This window comes from Paraburkholderia sp. GAS334, assembly GCF_050436625.1.
Classification (GTDB): domain Bacteria; phylum Pseudomonadota; class Gammaproteobacteria; order Burkholderiales; family Burkholderiaceae; genus Paraburkholderia.
Genome location: NZ_JBNDMO010000006.1, coordinates 23,092 through 41,358, shown reverse-complemented (window position 1 = coordinate 41,358; position 18,267 = coordinate 23,092). Strand labels below are relative to the sequence as shown.

Annotated in this window: 13 protein-coding genes; 9 read left to right on the top strand and 4 right to left on the bottom strand. The window is 62.9% G+C overall.

Features of this window, described 5'->3' with window-relative positions; all coding sequences use genetic code 11:
- The first annotated feature begins 89 nt into the window (after positions 1-89).
- The 6 genes from P3T21_RS13025 to P3T21_RS13000 all read left to right on the top strand — a co-directional run bounded on the left by P3T21_RS13025 (position 90) and on the right by P3T21_RS13000 (position 8,419).
- Complete coding sequence (locus P3T21_RS13025; RefSeq protein WP_429256628.1) at positions 90-2,297, top strand: polysaccharide biosynthesis tyrosine autokinase; 2,208 nt, start codon at positions 90-92, stop codon at positions 2,295-2,297.
- A gap of 19 nt (positions 2,298-2,316) precedes the next feature.
- The gene (locus P3T21_RS13020; RefSeq protein WP_429256351.1) at positions 2,317-3,240 is read left to right on the top strand and encodes a glycosyltransferase family 2 protein; all 924 of its coding nucleotides are present in this window, start codon (positions 2,317-2,319) and stop codon (positions 3,238-3,240) included.
- Positions 3,241-3,322: 82 nt separating this feature from the next.
- Entirely contained in the window at positions 3,323-4,510 is a 1,188-nt protein-coding gene (locus P3T21_RS13015) for a glycosyltransferase (protein WP_429256350.1), read from the top strand.
- A 2-nt stretch (positions 4,511-4,512) separates the two neighbouring features.
- A complete protein-coding gene (locus tag P3T21_RS13010; protein WP_429256349.1) occupies positions 4,513-5,973 on the top strand; it encodes a glucose-6-phosphate isomerase in 1,461 nt (486 codons plus the stop codon).
- Complete coding sequence (locus P3T21_RS13005; protein ID WP_429256348.1) at positions 5,974-7,188, top strand: glycosyltransferase family 4 protein; 1,215 nt, start codon at positions 5,974-5,976, stop codon at positions 7,186-7,188. It begins immediately after the preceding gene.
- Between the two features lie 64 nt (positions 7,189-7,252).
- Positions 7,253-8,419: a glycosyltransferase family 4 protein gene (locus P3T21_RS13000; RefSeq protein WP_429256347.1), complete on the top strand. Its 1,167-nt coding sequence runs from the start codon at positions 7,253-7,255 to the stop codon at positions 8,417-8,419.
- 65 nt (positions 8,420-8,484) lie between these two features.
- Here P3T21_RS13000 and gmd read toward each other — a convergent pair whose 3' ends face one another.
- The 4 genes from gmd to P3T21_RS12980 form a co-directional block, all read right to left on the bottom strand.
- Positions 8,485-9,528 carry a GDP-mannose 4,6-dehydratase gene (gmd, locus tag P3T21_RS12995; RefSeq protein WP_429256346.1) on the bottom strand — a complete coding sequence of 348 codons (1,044 nt, stop codon included), beginning with the start codon at positions 9,526-9,528 and terminating at the stop codon, positions 8,485-8,487.
- A 25-nt stretch (positions 9,529-9,553) separates the two neighbouring features.
- Positions 9,554-10,297: an SGNH/GDSL hydrolase family protein gene (locus P3T21_RS12990; RefSeq protein ID WP_429256345.1), complete on the bottom strand. Its 744-nt coding sequence runs from the start codon at positions 10,295-10,297 to the stop codon at positions 9,554-9,556.
- Between the two features lie 13 nt (positions 10,298-10,310).
- Positions 10,311-11,393, bottom strand: a complete 1,083-nt coding sequence (locus P3T21_RS12985; RefSeq protein WP_429256344.1) for an acyltransferase family protein — start codon at positions 11,391-11,393, stop codon at positions 10,311-10,313.
- A gap of 206 nt (positions 11,394-11,599) precedes the next feature.
- Positions 11,600-12,031 carry a hypothetical protein gene (locus P3T21_RS12980; protein WP_429256644.1) on the bottom strand — a complete coding sequence of 144 codons (432 nt, stop codon included), beginning with the start codon at positions 12,029-12,031 and terminating at the stop codon, positions 11,600-11,602.
- On the opposite strand from P3T21_RS12980, the gene P3T21_RS12975 reads away from it, so the two are divergent.
- The 3 genes from P3T21_RS12975 to P3T21_RS12965 all read left to right on the top strand — a co-directional run bounded on the left by P3T21_RS12975 (position 11,928) and on the right by P3T21_RS12965 (position 18,245).
- Positions 11,928-14,114 (top strand): hypothetical protein, encoded by a 2,187-nt coding sequence (locus tag P3T21_RS12975; RefSeq protein ID WP_429256627.1) that lies wholly within the window; start codon positions 11,928-11,930, stop codon positions 14,112-14,114. The two genes, P3T21_RS12980 and P3T21_RS12975, sit on opposite strands and share 104 nt — an antisense overlap.
- Positions 14,115-14,274: 160 nt before the next feature.
- Entirely contained in the window at positions 14,275-15,741 is a 1,467-nt protein-coding gene (locus P3T21_RS12970) for a flippase (protein WP_429256343.1), read from the top strand.
- On the top strand, positions 15,738-18,245 hold the full coding sequence (locus P3T21_RS12965) for a glycosyltransferase family 4 protein (protein WP_429256342.1): 2,508 nt from the start codon (positions 15,738-15,740) through the stop codon (positions 18,243-18,245). Before P3T21_RS12970 ends, P3T21_RS12965 begins: the two co-directional genes overlap by 4 nt.
- Positions 18,246-18,267: the final 22 nt, after the last annotated feature.

Here is an 18,267-nt window from a genome sequence, read left to right as displayed (position 1 = left end):
CGCGGCCCGCACAACGCATCGTTGCGGACCCCGTGGACCTGAGGTGAACCAACCAGGATCGAACTGTGAGCACTCACGCAAACACGCATCTGGCCGGCCCGGCCAGGACCGAAGAAGAGGACGTCGTCCTCGGTCAACTGGTGCAGGTGATCATCGACGACATCTGGTGGCTGATTGCCATTGCGCTGTCGATCGTCGCGGTCGCTGCGTTCTACTGTTACGTCGCGAAGCCGGTGTATTCGGCCGATGCGCACGTGCGCGTCGAGCAGTCCGACAACACGTCGCAGGCGCTCACGCAGACGCAGACCGGCGCGAACATTTCGTCCGGCCAGACGTCGCTACCCACCGACGCCGAGATCGAGATGATCAAGAGCCGCGGTGTGGTGACGCCGGTGGTTCAGCAACTGAAGCTGAACTTCAGCGTCGCGCCGAAGATGCTCCCGGTGATCGGCAGCCTCGCCGCGCGTCTTGCGACGCCGGGCGAACCGGCGCGTCCGTGGCCGGGTCTCGACCGCTTCAGCGGCTACGCGTGGGGCGGTGAAATCGCCGACGTCGATTACGTTGAAGTGCCGCCCGCGCTCGAAGGTCAGAAGATGATCATGACCGCGCTGGCCAACGACCAGTTCGAACTGCTGGCGCCGAACGGTTCGGTGCTGCTGCACGGTCGGGCAGGACAGCCGGCGCAGGGCAGCGGCGTGTCGATTCTCGTCAACAGGCTCGTAGCGCGTCCGGGCACGCAGTTCAACGTGATGCGCGCGAATGACCTCGATGCGATCGCGTCGTTCCAGTCGGCGATTCAGGTGTCCGAGCAGGGCAAGGGCACGGGCGTCATCCAGATTTCGCTGGAAAACCAGGATCCGCAACGCGCCGCGGAAATCGCCAATGCAGTCGCGCAGTCATATCTGCGCACGCACATCGCGAGCAAGCAGGCCGACGCGAGCAAGATGCTCGACTTCCTGAAGAGCGAAGAGCCGCGCCTGAAGGGCGATCTTGAACGCGCCGAAGCCGCGCTCACCGCGTATCAAAGCAAGTCCGGCTCCATCAACGCGAGCGACGAAGCGAAGGTGTACCTGCAAGGCAGCGTGGAGTACGAATCGCAGATCTCCGCGCTGCGTATCCAGGTGGCAGCGCTCGAACAACGCTTTGGCAACGACCATCCGATGCTGATCGCCGCGCGCCAGCAGCTCGCTGAACTGCAGGCGCAACGCGAAAAATACGCCGACCGCTTCCGCAATCTGCCCGCGACCGAAGTGAAGGCCGTGCAACTGCAACGCGACGCGAAGGTGGCCGAAGACATCTACGTGCTGCTGCTGAATCGCGTGCAGGAACTGTCGGTGCAGAAGGCGGGCACGGGCGGTAACGTGCATATCGTCGATGTGGCGCTGCGCCCGGGTGCGCCGGTCAAGCCGAAGAAGGTGCTGATCCTGTCGGCCGCCGTGATTCTGGGCCTGATCGTGGGCACCGGTTTCGTGTTCCTGCGTCGCAACATGTTCAAGGGCATCGATGATCCGGAGCACATCGAGCGCATGTTCCGCCTGCCGGTGTATGGCCTCGTGCCGATGAGCCCGGAGCAGGCCGTGCTGGAAAACAGCTTCGAGCGCGGCGGCAATCGTCTTCGCAAGGTGCTGGCGGCCGCGCGCCCGAAGGATGCGACCGTCGAAAGCATGCGCAGCCTGCGCACGTCGATGCAGTTCACGATGATGGATGCGCGCAACCGCATCGTCGTGCTGACCGGCCCGATGCCGGGCGTCGGCAAGAGCTTCCTGACGGTGAATCTCGCCACGCTGCTCGCGCATTCGGGCAAGCGTGTGCTGATGATCGACGGCGACATGCGTCGCGGCTCGCTGGAGCGTTATCTCGGCGGCACGCAGGATATCGGCCTGTCCGAGCTGCTGAGCGGCCAGATCTCCCTCGAGGAAGCGATCCGTCACACGGAAACTGAAAACCTCAGCTTCATCTCGTGCGGCCGTCGTCCGCCGAATCCGTCGGAACTGCTGATGTCGCCGCGTCTGCAGACGTACCTTGAAGCGCTCGCGAAGCGCTACGACGTGATCCTGATCGATACGCCGCCGGTGCTTGCGGTGACCGACGCGTCGATTGTCGCGGTGCACGCGGGCGCGACGTTCCTCGTGCTGCGTTCGGGCATGCACAGCGAGCCGGAAATCAACGATGCGCTCAAGCGTCTGCATAACGCGGGCGTGACGGTGCAGGGTGCGATTTTCAACGCGATGCCAGCGGGGGCGCGCGGCAACTATTCGCGTGGTTATGCAGCGGTGCAGGAATACCTGAGCGCGTAAGCGCCCGAAAGGACCCATCATGAAACTATCCGTTCTGGTTCCGACGTTTCGCCGTCCCGCCGATCTCGCACGCTGCCTCTCCGCGCTCCAGCGCCAGCAGCGTGCGCCGGACGAAGTGATCGTCGTTGTGCGCCCCGACGACAGGGAGACGCTTGCGTGTCTGCACGATCCCGCCGTGAAGGGCGCGCTGCCGCTGCGTATCGCGATCGTCGAGGTACCGGGGCAGGTCGCGGCACTCAATCGCGGCCTCGACGTGGCGAAGGGCGATGTCATCGCCATCACCGATGACGACGCCGCGCCTCGACCCGACTGGGCACAGCGTATCGCCAGCGCATTTGAAAGCGATCTGCTGCTGGGGGCGCTGGGTGGCCGCGACTGGGTACACGAGAAGGGCGGCATTCTCGACGGCGCACGACCGCTCGTCGGCAAGCTGCGCGCGTCGGGCAAGATCATCGGCAATCACCATCTGGGCGTCGGCGGTGCGCGCGAAGTCGATATGCTGAAGGGCGCCAACATGAGCTACCGGCGCGAAGCGATCCGTACGATCCGCTTCGATCCGCGCCTGCGTGGCGCGGGCGCCCAGGTTCACAACGACATGGCGTTCAGCATGAGCGTGAAGCATGCGGGCTGGAAGCTCGTCTACGACCCGCAGGTCGCCGTCGATCATTTTCCCGCTGAACGTTTCGATGACGACCGTCGTGATGCGCAGACGATGCAGGCGGTACGCAACGCCGCCTACAACCTGCATCTGATCCTGCGCGATCATCTGCCGCCGTTGCGTCGCGAGGCGGCATGGTGGTGGTACACGCTGGTCGGTACGCGCGTTTATCCGGGCATGGCGCACGCGGTGCTCGCGCTCGCGTCGAAGCGCGGCCGCGCGACTCTGTCGCGCTGGCGTGCTGTTCGTATCGGCGCGCATGAAGCGCGACGCACGGCTTCGTGATCGTGATGCGCACCTGTTGCGTTCCGGTGCATCGATGCGTGCTTCGAATCGATGCCGTCCATAACAAGCCCGGAGTCCCTGCATGAGTGTGACCAACGTCCACGTCCATCTGTTTTACGGTGCCGATCCGCGTTTCTACCGCAAGGGCGACGACATCGGCTGCCTGTACGGCTATCACCATGCCGAATCGGATGAGTTTGCGCTGAGCTATTCGCAGGACGCGCGCGAGCGTCTGCCGATGCGCCTGCTGCGTCGTGGGCTGAAGGCGATGCTCGGCTTCGATTTCATTCACACGCTGCGCAATCGGGATGAAATCCTGCGCTCGGACGTCGTGTGGACGCACACGGAACACGAATATCTGTCGGTGGCGCTGTTGCTGCTGCTGAATCGCCGGAAGAGCCGCCAGCCGCTGCTGCTCGCGCAAAGCGTGTGGCTGCTCGATAAATGGCCCGACTTCGGTGTACTGCGCCGCTGGGCGTATCGCAAGCTGGTTGCGCGCGCCGATGTGCTGACGACGCTTGCTTCCGAAAACGCCGCGCTGTGCCGCCGTTATCTCGGCCGCGACGCGGTGCACGTCTACTACGGGCTGAATACGCGCGATTTTCCGGTGCAGGAGCCGACTGTATGGCAGCCGCATACGCCGGTGCGTATCGCCGCGATCGGCAACGATCGGGACCGCGACTGGGTGAGCCTCATTAACGCCTATGGCAACGATCCGCGCTACACGGTCCGGCTCGCAACCCGTCGACGTATTCCGGCGTCGCTGCGGGCATCGAATGTCGATATCGCGCCGGCGGCTGGCCTTAAGAAGCAGCGCGAGCTGTACGACTGGGCCGATGTGATCGTCGTCCCGCTGCGGCCCAATGCGCACGCATCGGGTATCACCGTGATGCTCGAAGCCGCTGCGGTCGGTAAGCCGATGATCGTCACCGATGTCGGCGCGCTAAAGGACTATTTCGCCGACGGTCAGGCGGCTTATGTGCCGCCGTTCGATCCGGAAGCGCTGCGACAGGCTGTCGATCGCCTTGTCGCTTCGCCTGACGATGCATTGCGTCAGGCGCAGGCCGCCGCCCGTCAGCTGATCGCGCGCAAGCTCACCACCGAACAGTTCGCGCAGCAACACGTGCGTATCACACGCGAGTTGATGGGCCGGCGCGCTTCGCCGCGCGGCCGGTCAGTGGACGAAGCGCGGCGCCGGGCCGGCGGTAGCGGCGCTAGCGGGCAGTCCGCGCAGCCGCAGTCGCGGCATCAAGCCGGCAGGGGGCAATAACGATGGCCGTCGCACGCGTCGAGGTCGACCGTTCATCGCGCTTGCCAGGCGGCGAGCGCAAGGCGTGGCTGCCGCAGGCACTGCTGTGGCTCGTCACGGCCATGATGATCGGTGCGCATCAGGGCACCGTGCTGACGCTCGCATTTCCTGTGCTCGCGATTCTCACGGGCTTCTGGCTGTATTTCAAAAGCCCCGCGCAGTACGTCGGCTTCATGTGGTGGCTGTGGTTTCTGAGCCCCGAAGTGCGGCGTCTCGCCGACTGGTCGAAAGGCTCGTTCACGCCGACGAGTCTGATCCAGGTCGCACCACTGGCCGTCACGATGATCAGCGCGCTTTCGCTGCTGCGCTATTACCCGGTGCTTGCGCAACGACGCGGCCTGCCGGTGCTGCTGATCCTCGCTGGCCTCGCGTACGCGTTTCTCGTCGGTGTCGTATCGAGCGGACCGCTGGCCGCGCTGTACGACCTCGCGAACTGGCTCTATCCGGTCCTGATCGGCTTTCACATCATGGCGCACACGCGCCAGTACCCCGAGTATCGCGACGTAATCGTCAATACGTTCATCTGGGGCATGCTCGCGATGGGCGCGTATGGCCTCGTGCAATTCTTCATCATGCCGCCGTGGGACGCCATGTGGATGCTCGGTTCGCAGATGAATTCGCAGGGCGATGCCGTGCCGCTAGGCGTGCGTGTGTTCAGTACGATGAATTCGTCCGGGCCGTTTGCGCTCGCAATGATGGGCGCGATGGTGTTCGTGATGGCCGCGCAGCATCGCGTGCGCTGGATCGCGGGCGCGCTGGGTTTTCTCGCCTTCGCGCTGAGCCTCGTACGTTCGACGTGGGGCGGCTGGGTCGTCGCGCTTCTGATCCAGCTCGTCAAGTCCAGCAACCGCGTGCGCGTGCGGATCATCGCGACCGCCTTGCTGCTCGCGGGCCTGTGCGTGCCGCTCCTTGCAGTCGGTCCGGTCGCCGAGCGTATGCAGACGCGTCTGCAAACCCTCGTCAACCTCAACGACGACACGAGCTATGCCGCGCGTAACCAGTTCTATGCAACGTTCGCAAAGACCGCGTTCACCGATGTGCAGGGCGAGGGCCTCGGCGCGACGGGCACGTCGACCAAGCTGTCGAGCGACAGCGGCGGCGAACTGGGCAAATACGGCAACTTCGACAGCGGCGTGATGAACATTCCGTTCGTGCTCGGCTGGCCCGGCACGCTGCTCTACATGTCCGGCATCCTGTGGCTGCTGATGCGCGCGGTGCTGGCGTCGTTCGCGCTGCGCGACGACAAGTTCGTGGGTGCGTGTCTCAGCCTCGGTCTCGCATGTTTCTCGATGCTGGTCTTCACCAACTCGCTCGTGGGCACGGGCGGTCTGCTGCTGTTCATGAGCTTCTTCTCGATCCTGTCCGCGGCGCACTGGCAAAAGCTGAACCGCAGACGGAATCTCATTCTCCATGGAGGGCACTGATTGAGAGTCGCCATTGTCACGCACGTCGTGCGTCATAACGACGGCCAGGGACGCGTCAACCATGAAATTGCGCGTGCAGCCCTGGAAGAAAATATTGCGGTGACCCTCATTGCTTCGCACGTCGCGCCAGAACTCCTGGCGCATCCGGATGTGCGCTGGATCCCGATACGGATCGGCAAATGGTGGCCCTCCAACCTGATCCGCCAGCAGGTGTTCGCGCTCAAAAGCGCATGGTGGCTGCGCCGGCATCGTCACGAATACGACGTCCTGCATGTGAACGGCTTTATCTCGTGGGTCGCCGCCGACGTCAACACTGCACACTTCGTGCACAGCGGCTGGTTCGGCAGCAAGTACTACCCGTTCGGACTCGCGAAGGGCGTATGGTCCGCGTATCAGTTTCTCTATACCGGCCTGAATGCGCAGCTCGAACGCTGGGCCTACCGGCGCTCGCGCGTGATCACGGCCGTGTCGCAAAAGGTCGCTGACGAAATCCGCGCGATCGGGCTGACGCCGCGCAACCGCGTCGATGTGATTTACAACGGCGTCGATACGCAGGGCTTTGCGGCCGCCGGGGGCGATCGCACGCGATTCAATCTGCCTGCCGACGCGTTCCTGCTCCTCTTCGTCGGCGATCTGCGCACGCCGCGCAAGAATCTCGGCACGGTGTTGAAGGCATTGCGTGAATTGCCCGAGCACGTGCACATCGCGGTCGCCGGTTATCTGCCGGGCAGTCCGTATCCGGAACAGGCGCGTTCGCTCGGCGTCGGCGATCGTGTGCATTTTCTGGGGCTCGTCAAAGAGATGCCGGTGTTGATGCATTCGGTCGACGCCTTCGTGTTTCCGTCGCGCTACGAAGCGATGAGCCTCTCGCTGCTCGAAGCGATGGCCGCGGGCCTACCGGTCGTCACGGCGCGCACGGCGGGTGGCGCGGAGATCATCACGCCGGAGTGCGGCATCGTGCTCGAGGATCCGGATGATCCGCATGCGCTGGCCGGTGCGATTTCGCGTCTTGCAGCCTCGGACCCGGTACGTCGTGCGATGGGTATTGCCGCCAGTGAACTTGCGACCGGCTTCGGCTGGGCACGCATGGCAAGGCAATACATCGACCTCTATCGGCAACTGGCAGGCCGGCGCGACGATCCGCGCAAGGCGCGCGGCGGAGAAGCCGATGCACTCGGGGCCAGCGTGCTGGCGCGCAGGGAGACGGCCGAATGAACGCCACTCAACGCGCTGCGTTAGCCACAGCGAATCGTTGCAGTCACAACCACAGGGAACAGCCATGACAACCCGTTCAATCAAATCGCTGCAAATCGGCATGCACTGGTTCCCCGAGCGCGCCGGCGGACTCGATCGCATGTATTACTCGCTTGTCGGCGCGCTGCCGGGCGCGGGCGTCGCGGTACGCGGCGTGGTCGCGGGCTCGCCGCGCGTGGCCGAAGACACCGACGGCGCGATCCGCGGTTTCGGCTCCGCCGCGCAGTCGCTGCCGCGACGCCTGATGGCCGCTCGGCGCGCACTGCGTGATGCGATCGATATCGAGCGGCCGGATGTGATCTCGTCACATTTCGCGCTCTACACATTTCCGGGTCTCGACGTGACGCGCGGGATTCCGCAGGTCTCGCATTTTCAGGGACCGTGGGCCGATGAAAGCCACGTCGAAGGCGCCGATTCGCTGGGTCAGCGTGCGAAGCGTTATCTGGAGCAGGCCGTCTATTCGCGTTCTTCGCGACTGATCGTGCTGTCGGATGCATTCGGCCAGATCCTGACGTCGCGCTACGGGATTCCGCCGGAGCGCATCCGCGTCGTGCCCGGTTGCGTCAACGTCGAGCAGTTCAATCTGCCGATCTCGCCGACGGAAGCGCGTCTCAAGCTGCAGTTGCCGCTTGGACGGCCCATCGTACTGGCGGTGCGGCGTCTGGTGCGCCGCATGGGCCTGGAGGATCTGGTCGATGCGGTGAAGCTGCTGAAGCGCCAGCAACCGGATGTGCTGCTGCTGATCGCGGGCAAGGGAAGACTCGAAGGGGAACTGCAGGCGCGCATCGACGAGGCGGGTCTCGCGGACAACGTGAAGCTGCTTGGTTTCGTGCCCGACCAGCATCTCGCCGCGCTCTATCGTGCCGCGACGATCAGCGTTGTGCCGACGGTGGCGCTCGAAGGCTTCGGGCTGATCACGGTGGAGTCGCTCGCATCGGGCACGCCGGTGCTGGTTACGCCAGTGGGCGGATTGCCCGAAGCCGTCGCCGGGCTGTCACAGGATCTGGTGCTCCCAACGACGGGCGCCGCGGCGATCGCCGACGGTCTCGCGGCCGCGCTCGATGGCTCGCTGAAACTCCCGGACGCCGACGCGTGCCGTGCGTATGCGCGTGCGAATTTCGACAATGCGGTGATCGCGAAACGTGTTGCGTCGGTGTATGACGAAGCGATCGCGGCGGGCGGTGTTCATTAAATCGCATCGGCGGTAGTTAAAAAAAACGCGACCGCAAGGTCGCGCTTTTTTGCAGCACAGCCACATTAGAAAGTCTGATGATGCGCGTTACGCGTGAGATCGGCGGCTACCATCATCTGACACAGCTGTTCGAGCGTTGTCTCCGGTTTCCAGCCGAGCTTTTCGCGCGCCTTGTCCGCGCAACCAATCAGCAGTTCCACTTCGGCCGGACGATAGAACTTCGGGTTCACACGCACGAGCGTCTTGCCGGTCGCAACATCGACGCCGGTTTCCTGCTCGGCCCTGCCGGACCATTCGAGCTGATAGCCCGCCGCGGCGAACGCCATGCGTACGAAATCGCGCACGGTTTCGGTACGGTTGGTGGCCAGCACGAAGGTGTCGGGCTCGTCGGCCTGCAGCATGCGCCACATGCCTTCCACATATTCAAGTGCGAAGCCCCAGTCGCGCTTTGCGTCCATGTTGCCGAGTTCGAGCGCGTCCTGCTTGCCGAGCTTGATCTTGGCGACGGTGTCCGTGATCTTGCGCGTGACGAATTCGCGGCCACGTAGCGGCGATTCGTGATTGAACAGGATGCCGCTGCTCGCAAAGAGACCGTACGATTCGCGATAGTTGATCGTCGACCAGTGCGCAAACAGCTTGGCGACGCCATACGGGCTGCGCGGATAGAACGGCGTGTCTTCGCGCTGCGGAACGGCCTGTACCTTGCCGAACATTTCGGATGTCGACGCCTGGTAATAACGCGTCTTCGGATTCACGATGCGGATGCCTTCGAGCAGGTTCAGCGCGCCGACGCCGGTCACCTCCGCGGTCGTAATGGGCTGGTCGAACGAGACGCCGACGAAACTCTGTGCGGCGAGGTTGTACACCTCGTCGGCCTGTGTGGCGGTGAGCAGGCGCAGCGTCGAACCGAGATCAGTCAGATCGTGTTCGACGAGCGAAAGATTCGGGTGGTCGAGCACGCCAAGTTCTTCCATGCGCCAGAAGTTGACGGAACTCGTGCGCCGGTAAGTGCCGGTGACGTGATAGCCCTTGTTGAGGAGCAGTTTCGTCAGATAGGCGCCGTCCTGTCCGGACACGCCCGTGATGATCGCCTTGCGTGGTGTGCTCATGGAATATCCTTCAGGGTAGTGTGATTCATTGATGGGAAACGTGAACGGCTTTGCCGCCGTCGAGGATCTGTCGCACCAGCGGATCGACGACGTTGAAATCCTGTCCTGCCTTGATCCGGTAAAGCTCCGGCTTCGGATGCGCGCCATCGGACATCATCGCTTTCCAGTCCGGCAGCGCGGAAATGTAGGCGAACTGGTCGACAAGCGGCACGTGCTGTTCCGTGGCGATACGGCGCGTCATCGACGCCATCGCTGCGAGTTTTGCGTTGAGGCGTCCGTCAGGCATCGGGTTCGCTGTTTCCAGCACCGGCAGTTTGCCGAGCGCAAGCGCGGTGACGACAAGGTCGGTTTCAGCGTCGTAAAACTGCTCGGGCGTCTGGCCGTGCATCACTTCGTTGATGCCGTAGTTGATCGTCACGATCTGCGCCGACGACGCGGCAAGCCGCGTTTTCCACGGGATGCCGTGGCCGCGCTCGGTGCCATCGCGCAACTGCGACGCCGTCGTGCCGCCGACGCCAAAATTGGTCACCGAGACGCGCCAGCCATGTGCCGACTGCAACGCGTCCTGCAGATATGTAACCGCGTTCTGCACACGCGGACCGCAATGGCCCTCGCTGCATGAAATGCCTAGCGTGGTCGAATCGCCGTAGGCTTCGATCAACACTTCCCGCTGCGCGGCTCTCGCGGGCTGCGCGCCGGAAAGCGCGATGAGCGTCGTCAGGAGCAGGGCGCCGACGATGGCGCGCGGAGACTGGGTGTTTTGCTTCATGGGTGCTTCATGGTCAGGTCCGCGATTGCGCGGAGTCGTTGCGGGACGCGATTGACCGCGCCACCGCACGACGTGACGACGAACCGTGAACCAGGCGTCGTTCGAAGGCGAACCATGTAAGCGTCGCATAGGCGAGGGTGATCGCGAGTGCGAGCGCCGCGGTGACATAGCGATTCAGTTCAAGCGGCCACAGCATGTAGAGCACGGTCAGATGAACCAGATAGATCGTGTAGCTGATGGTGCCGATGTAGACGAGCGCGGGATGTGACAGAACCCGCTTCACGATGCCCTTTGACTGCAGCGCGATCACGAGTGCCGACGTGCACAGCACGAGCGAGATACTGTAGAGCCCGGCATTCGACAGCGGCGTATTCGCGGCGCGAAAGCGCGGAAAGTGCAGATGCAGCCAGCCCAGCACGACAAGCGCTGCGAACAGCGCGAAGACGGCCGGCAGCCTGAACGGTTCGAGCGCGTTGCGATCGCGCCGCACGGCCACGGCGAGCAGTGCGCCGGCCGACAGCAGATCCATGCGGAACGGCGTGAGATAGTAGATCGGCCAGAACGTGTCGAACCACGGCGTGGCGACCGCACGCAGCAACGGCACAAGCACGATCAGGGCCGCGGCGACGATCGCCAGCGCGCGCTGCGGCAGCAGCAGGACGACAAACGGCCACACGATGTAAAACTGCTCTTCGACGGCAAGCGACCACAGCACATTCAGGCTGTCATGTCCGCTTTGCCCGAGCGCGTCGCCGATGTTCGTCGCGAACAGTGCGTACCACTGCCAGTGCCGGGCCCAGCCGAGCCCGAAAACGAGCGACGACACGAGCATCAGCAGCAGATAAGGCGGCAGGATGCGACGTATACGCCGTGCGTAGAAATAGCTGAAATACGACTGCTGGCGCGCCTTGCGTTCGAGCAGGATGCCCGTAATCAGAAAGCCGCTGAGCACGAAGAAAAGATCGACGCCCATCCACAGCGGCGCCTTGAGCGCATGCTGGGCGAAGACAGCGAGAACGGCGAGCGCACGCAGCCCGTCGAGCTGGACAATGCGGTGGGTATGGGAGGGCGAGACTGGCTGTACGCTTGCTGTCATGGACCGTCCGGAAAGGTGCGTTGTAAGCCGCATGCACGAATACATCCTGGCGCCGTTCAGTGGCGCGAATCCATCCTGTGGGCAACGGGGAGTGCCGTTCATTCTAGGGAAAATAAAGTGATGAAAAAACGAAAGCAGGATAGATAAACAGAAACAATAGAATCAGAATGTAATCGAACAGATCGGACGCGAGGTTGGCATGCGCTTCAGCCCATCTCATTCGCATTGGCGTAATCGGAATGGCGGCGGAATGGCGGAGAGTCAAACGTGAAAAGCGGGTTATCCAGCGCGGAACTTTCAATGAGAGCCCTGTCGGGTTTTATTCGTACGCGTTCTTTCAGCAACGCTGACATCAAAGGATTTTCTTTGAATATTTTTGAATTATTTTCGAATTTCGTCGGCATGAATTTCCCGCGTAAGGTAGGCCGGTGTTTTCGACCTGCATCGATCGCGCGCGAACTGCGCCGCGAACGGGCACTGTCTGGAGGATTGTCGTTGCCGCGTTCGCTGTTTGCCCCGCTTTTTACCGGATTCGTGACGAAGCGCGCAGGTGCGTTGTTCTGTGCGGTGTTTCTGGCGTCGTGCCCGTTGTATGCCGAAAACGTGCTGAACGTGAAAACGTCGTGGATCGGCAACACGTTCGGATTCGGCGATGGCACGTGGACGCAGATCGACATTGCCGCGATCGCTGTTTCGCCCGACGGCAAGGTCTACACGAACACGATCTGGGACGAAAGCGGCGCCGAAGCGAGCATCTACCAGAACGGCAAGGTGCTCGGCGTCGCCAGTGACACGCATGGCTGGGGCAACCTGGGCGGCACAGCTGTCGCGATCAATCGCAAGTACGAATTTCTGGCGGTTGCAGTCGGAAACGAGGGCGGCCATCTGGTTTCGCCCGGCGTCTGGCCGGAGAAGGGCAAGCAGTGGTACGGCGTGTCGCGTCGCGAGATCGCCGATCCGAAACGCAGCGCGCCGTTTCAGAGCGGCGCGAATGTATCGCTCGCGCTGGATCCGCGTGCGCGGCTCGCTGCCAGTTTTCTGCTGGTGAACGAAGTCCCGTCGGATACGAAGGCTGAAATCGACGGGCTCGCCGCGAGCGACACGACGTTATATGTGTCGAACACGGCGCGTGATCGCATCGAGGTCTACGACGCCGAATCGATGATGCAGAAGACGACGTGGAGCGTGCGTGAGCCGGGCCGTATCGCCCTCGCGCCGGACGGTTCGCTCTGGGTATTGACCGGTCCGCGCGGTGACCGCACAAGGCGCCTAGCGCATTACACGGCGGACGGCCAGCGGTTGAACGACGAACTACCGCTGCCAGACGATACCGTGGTGGCGGACGTCGCGGTCGATGCACAGGGCCGCGTTGTTGTTGCGGATAACGGACCGCGCCAGCAGGTGCTGTTTTTCAGCAGGACGAATGGCCGCTATACAGCGAGCGGCACGCTTGGCGAACGTGGCGGGATTTTTTCGGGCGTTCCGGGAAAGCCGGGGCCGCAGCGCTTTAACGGCCTGACCGGTGTGGGTGTCGACGCGCGCGGCAACGTCTACGTATCCACCAATGGCGTCGGGCCGACGCGCAAGGTCATCGGCGCGAATCTTGGCGCGACGCTCGAAAGCTACGCGCCGGATGGGCGCCAGGTGTGGCAGGTGCAGGGGCTGCTGTTCGTCGACGGCGCATGGATCGATCCGTCGCGGCCCAACAGCGTTTATACCGGCAACAAACGGTTTGAGCTCGATCTGTCGAAACCGTCGGGTCAGGACTGGAAATATGCGGGTTTTCTGTCGAACCGCTTCAAGTATCCGGAAGACCCGGTATTCACGGTGAGCGAATGGCCAGGCATGCCGATCGCCCGCAAGCTCAAGGGGCACACGTTCCTGTTTCTCACCGACATGTACGCGGATCACGTGAAGATCTATCGCTTCGACGCAGCGCGTGATGGCGAGACCGCGATCCCTTCGGGCTTCATCGCGGGGAGCGCGAAAGCTGTCGAGCATGTGCCAAATGCGCCGCCGGGCGGCGACTGGATCTGGCGGGACGCGAACGGTAACGGCCGCTTTGACGCGAGTGAGTTTTCGCCGAACACGAGTGGCGCGAAGCTGCCGGGCGGCTGGGGCTGGTGGGTCGATTCGGCCGGCGATATCTGGCGCGCACGCGACACGAAGGGCATTTTCCGCCTGCATTTTGGCGGACTGGATTCGAGCGGCAACCCGATCTACGCATGGTCGAACATGACGACGTATCCGGTTCCGGCGCCGTTCACCGAACTGCGTCGCGCGATTTACGATCCGGCGGGCGACACGATGTACGCGACCGGCTATACGGCGGACCTGGGAGTCGATCGCGCGTTCTGGAAGGAAGCGGGACGCGTGCTGGTGCGCTACGACAAATGGTCGTCGGGCAAGCCGGTGCAGCGCTACGCCGTCACGCTGCCATGGGAAACGAAGGCGCGGCCGGTTTCGACGATCGTCGGCCTCACGGTCGAAGGACAGTACGTATTCGCGGTCGAGCCGTTCGCGGCCGTGCATGTGTACGACAAGGATTCCGGTCAGGAAGTGGGCGTCATCCGGCCAGGCCCGGAAGTGGGCCGTGCCTCGGGCTGGGTCGACGTGCCGAACGGCATCAGCGCATCCCGGCGCAGCGACGGCGAATACCTTGTGTTCGTCGAAGAAGACGCGCGCGGCAAGGTATTGATGTACCGCTGGAAGCCAAGCTGATCCAGAAGCGTTTTGAAGCCTTTTTTAAGGCTCTTTCTACGCCCCACATCGAATTATTTTCCTGGCGTTTAACAACGCCAGTGCCCATTTTTTACGTGCTTTACTCGAAGCATCTCCTGTCGCGCCAGCGGCGGGCGCAATACTGACTCAAAGGCATCTGATGGAAAAAGGCATCCTCAAGAACGTAGCGATCAACTTTTGCGGGCTCGTGCTGCCGACGTTCGTTTCGCTCGTGACGGTGCCAGCCTACATCAGGGCGCTTGGCGTGGAACGCTACGGCGTGATCAGCCTCGTATGGACGCTGATCGGCTACTTCGGCATTCTTGATCTCGGCATGAGCATGGCCGCGCAGAATCACATCTCGAAGGCGCGTGCGTCGAACGATGAGGAAGAGTGTGCCCGCGTGTTCTGGAGCGCGTTCTGGCTCAATCTCGGCACCGGCATCATCGGTGGCCTCGTGATCTACTTCGGCGCGTTTATCTACACCGCGTATTTCACGCGCGTGTCGCCAGCGATGCAGCACGAGGTCTATATGGCGCTGCCGTGGCTCGCCGTCGCGATTCCCATTGCAAACGTCTCGTGGGTGTTCGCCGGTGCGATTAACGGCGCCGAGCGTTTCGGTATCTACAACACCAATCAGACGATCGGCACGTTCCTGTTCCAGTTGCTGCCGCTTGCGATGGCCTGGCTGATCGCCCCAAACCTGCAGACCGTGCTGGCCGCAGCGGTGGTCGCCCGACTCCTTGCTGCGCTGCTGCTCGGTCGTTCGACGTTCAAGGTGCTCAACATCCGCAGCATCATGCCGCCGCAGTTCAAGGTCGCGAAGGGGCTGTTCAATTTCGGCGGCTGGATGCTCGTGACCAGCATGACCAACATGGTCTCCGATTCGCTTGACCGCATGATGCTCGGCACCGCGATGGGCGCGCGTTTCGTCACGTACTACACGGTGCCGCAAAACCTCGTCTATCGGCTCAATATCGTTTCGACCGCCTTTGTGCGCACGCTGTTTCCGCGCCTGTCGGCAGTCCGGCGGGATCACGCGGACGTGCTTGCGCAGCAGGCGCTCGAGTTTCTCAATGCCGTCTTCACGCCGGTTGCGATCGTCGCGATTTTCGCGCTCGAACCGTTTCTGCACCTGTGGGTGGGCGCCGAAGTCGCGCGTGAAGCCGCGCCCGTGGGCCGCATTCTCGTGCTCAGCATCTGGCTCATCGGGCAGGCGAATGTCACACGCGTGCTGATCCAGTCGCAGGTGAATCCGGCTGCGGCGGCGAAGATTGCGCTCGTCGAACTGCCGCTGTTCGCGGGCGGCCTGTGGTTCGGCATCGCACATTTCGGATTGACGGGCGCGGCAGTGGTGGTCGCCGGACGGGCGCTGTTCGATTACGCCGCGCTGCTGTGGCTCTCGGCGATCCGCGCGCGGCCGATCTGGCTCGACATGCTCCCGCATCTCGTGTTTCTGATGGGCAGCCTGTATCTGGCCGCCTTCCTTTCCAGTTTTACGGTGGCAGTCGCCGCGGGCGCACTGGTGGTGCTCGCGAATACTGGCTGGTCGCTCACGATGACGCCTGCCGTGCGCGGGCTTGCCCGCTCGCTGCTGTTGCGACTGAACATGAGGAAAAGCGCATGAATCACGACGTCCTTGACGAACCCGTCCTGCGCACGAAACCCGACGCGCCGACGGCGCGTCTGCCAGACGCGCTGCTGCCGGTCACGCCGCGTCCGGATGTGCCGGCGCGTCGTTTGCCGCCTTCAGGCAAGCCCGTCCGTGTTGCGATCGTGCATGACTGGCTCGTGACCTATGCCGGCGCCGAGCGCGTGCTCGAGCAGATCATTGCGTGCTTTCCGGATGCGGATCTGTTTAGCCTCGTCGACTTTCTCGACGACCGCTCGTTCATTCGCAACAAGCCTGTTACCACGTCGTTTATCCAGAACCTGCCGTTCGCGCGCAAGAAGTATCGCGCGTGGCTGCCGCTGATGCCGCTCGCGATCGAGCAGCTCGACGTGTCCGCCTACGATGTCGTGATTTCCAGCAGCCATGCTGTTGCGAAGGGTGTGCTGACCGGGCCCGATCAGGTGCACATCAGCTATGTGCATTCGCCGATCCGCTATGCGTGGGATCTGCAACATCAATACCTGAAGCAGTCGAATCTGATCAATGGTCCGCGTTCCGCGATCGCGCGGCTGATTCTTCACTACATGCGCAACTGGGATATCCGCACGTCGAATTCGGTGGATGAATTCGTCGCCAATTCAGCCTTCATCGCGCGGCGGATAAAAAAGGTGTACCAGCGCGATGCACAGGTGATCTTTCCGCCCGTCGACGTCGACGCGTTTTCTGTCAACGAGCATAAGGAAGATTTCTATCTGACGGCTTCGCGGATGGTGCCGTACAAGAAGATCGATCTGATTGTCGAGGCGTTTGCAAAGATGCCTGAACGACGTCTTGTTGTTATCGGCGACGGCCCGGACATGCAGAAGATCCGCGCAAAGGCGACGCCGAACGTCGAGATCCTGGGCTACCAGCCGTTCGCGGTGCTGCACGACCAGATGCGTCGCGCGAAGGCGTTCGTGTTTGCCGCCGAAGAGGACTTCGGCATCTCGGTAGTCGAAGCGCAGGCCTGCGGTACGCCGGTGATTGCGTACGGCAAGGGCGGGGCGCTCGAAACCGTACGCGACATCTACGACGCGCGGCCCACGGGTATGTTCTTCGACGAACAGACGACGGACTCGATCATCGCAGCCGTCGAGAGCTTTGACGGAAACATCGCGCGCTTTTCGCCTGCGGATTGTCGCGCGAATGCAGAGCAGTTTTCTGCGAAGTACTTCCGTGAACGTTTCTTCGAGCACGTCAAGGAAAAGGTGCCGGCGCTGCGCGACGCTACATTGCCTGCGTATGGTTCGACGCCGCCATCGGGCGGTTCGGCTGAAGCTGGAAGCATCGGCGTGCTGGCGATCGATCAAAGCGGCGTGCTGGGCGGCGCCGAGCTGTCGCTGCTCGAAGTCGTCAAGACACTGCGTGCACGCATCCAGGTCACCCTGTTCGACGATGGACCGTTTCGCACCGCGCTCGATGAAGCGGGCGTCGCGGTCGACGTGCTGGACGCCGGCGCGTTGCGTCATGTGCGCAAGCAGGGCGGCAAGCTGCCGAAAGGATCGGCGTTGACGGGACTGGCGTCGCTCGTGCGCGCGGTGGCCGCGCGCGCGCGTGACGCGGATGTGATCTACGCGAACACACAGCGCGCGATGGTGATCGGCGCCGTCGCGGGCAGAATCGCGCGCAGGCCGGTGGTCTGGCATCTGCGCGATATCGTCAGCGCGCAGCACTTTGGCCGCAAGCAGCTGGCCATCATCAAGTGGTGCGCAAAATTCGGACTGTCGCATGTAGTCGCGAATTCTGCTGCTTCGGCGCAGGCGTTTTCTGATTTGACCGACTTCGACAGCAAGCGGATCGATGTCGTGTTCAACGGCATTTCCGCGGCGCCGTTCGACGCATTGCGCGGCGTTCCGCAACGCACGTTGCGCACGCGCCTCAGTTTGCCGCAGGATGCATTTCTCGTCGGCTCGTTCAGCCGCCTCGCGCACTGGAAAGGCCAGCATGTCCTGCTCGAAGCGATGGTGCTGAACCCGCGCATGCATGCGGTGTTCGTCGGTGCGGCGCTCTTCGGTGAAGACGATTACGAAGCCAGCCTGCGCGCCTTTGTCGACGCGCACGGTCTTGGCGAGCGCGTGCATTTTCTCGGATTCCAGCACGACGTGGCGGCCTGCATGTGCGCGGTGGATGTCGTCGCGCATACGTCGATCACGCCAGAGCCGTTTGGACGCGTGATCGTCGAAGGCATGCTGGCGCTGCGTCCGGTCGTTGCAGCGCGTGCGGGTGGCGTGCTCGAAATCGTCGAGGATGGCGTCGACGGTTTGTTGTGTGAACCCGGCGACGCACAGGCGCTCGCCATCACGCTCGCGAAACTGCAGGAAGACGTGGCGTTGCGTGAACTGATCGTCGCGAATGGTCATCGGACGGCGGTGCAGCGCTTCGGCACGGCGAGCTATGTCGCTGGCGTCGAGCGCATTCTGAAGGACGTGGCGGGGAAGGCAGGCAAGGCAGGAAAGCTGAAGAAGGCGGCCGTGGCATAACACGGCCATATCGCTGTTACCG

What these genes read in the sequence shown, in the direction of transcription:
- P3T21_RS12990 (WP_429256345.1), bottom strand. Translation starts at nt 10,297, where the DNA reads ATGAAGCAAAACACCCAGTCTCCGCGCGCCATCGTCGGCGCCCTGCTC.
- P3T21_RS12985 (WP_429256344.1), bottom strand. Translation starts at nt 11,393, where the DNA reads ATGACAGCAAGCGTACAGCCAGTCTCGCCCTCCCATACCCACCGCATT.
- P3T21_RS12965 (WP_429256342.1), top strand. Translation starts at nt 15,738, where the DNA reads ATGAATCACGACGTCCTTGACGAACCCGTCCTGCGCACGAAACCCGAC.
- P3T21_RS13000 (WP_429256347.1), top strand. Translation starts at nt 7,253, where the DNA reads ATGACAACCCGTTCAATCAAATCGCTGCAAATCGGCATGCACTGGTTC.
- P3T21_RS13015 (WP_429256350.1), top strand. Translation starts at nt 3,323, where the DNA reads ATGAGTGTGACCAACGTCCACGTCCATCTGTTTTACGGTGCCGATCCG.
- P3T21_RS13020 (WP_429256351.1), top strand. Translation starts at nt 2,317, where the DNA reads ATGAAACTATCCGTTCTGGTTCCGACGTTTCGCCGTCCCGCCGATCTC.
- gmd (WP_429256346.1), bottom strand. Translation starts at nt 9,528, where the DNA reads ATGAGCACACCACGCAAGGCGATCATCACGGGCGTGTCCGGACAGGAC.
- P3T21_RS13010 (WP_429256349.1), top strand. Translation starts at nt 4,513, where the DNA reads ATGGCCGTCGCACGCGTCGAGGTCGACCGTTCATCGCGCTTGCCAGGC.
- P3T21_RS12970 (WP_429256343.1), top strand. Translation starts at nt 14,275, where the DNA reads ATGGAAAAAGGCATCCTCAAGAACGTAGCGATCAACTTTTGCGGGCTC.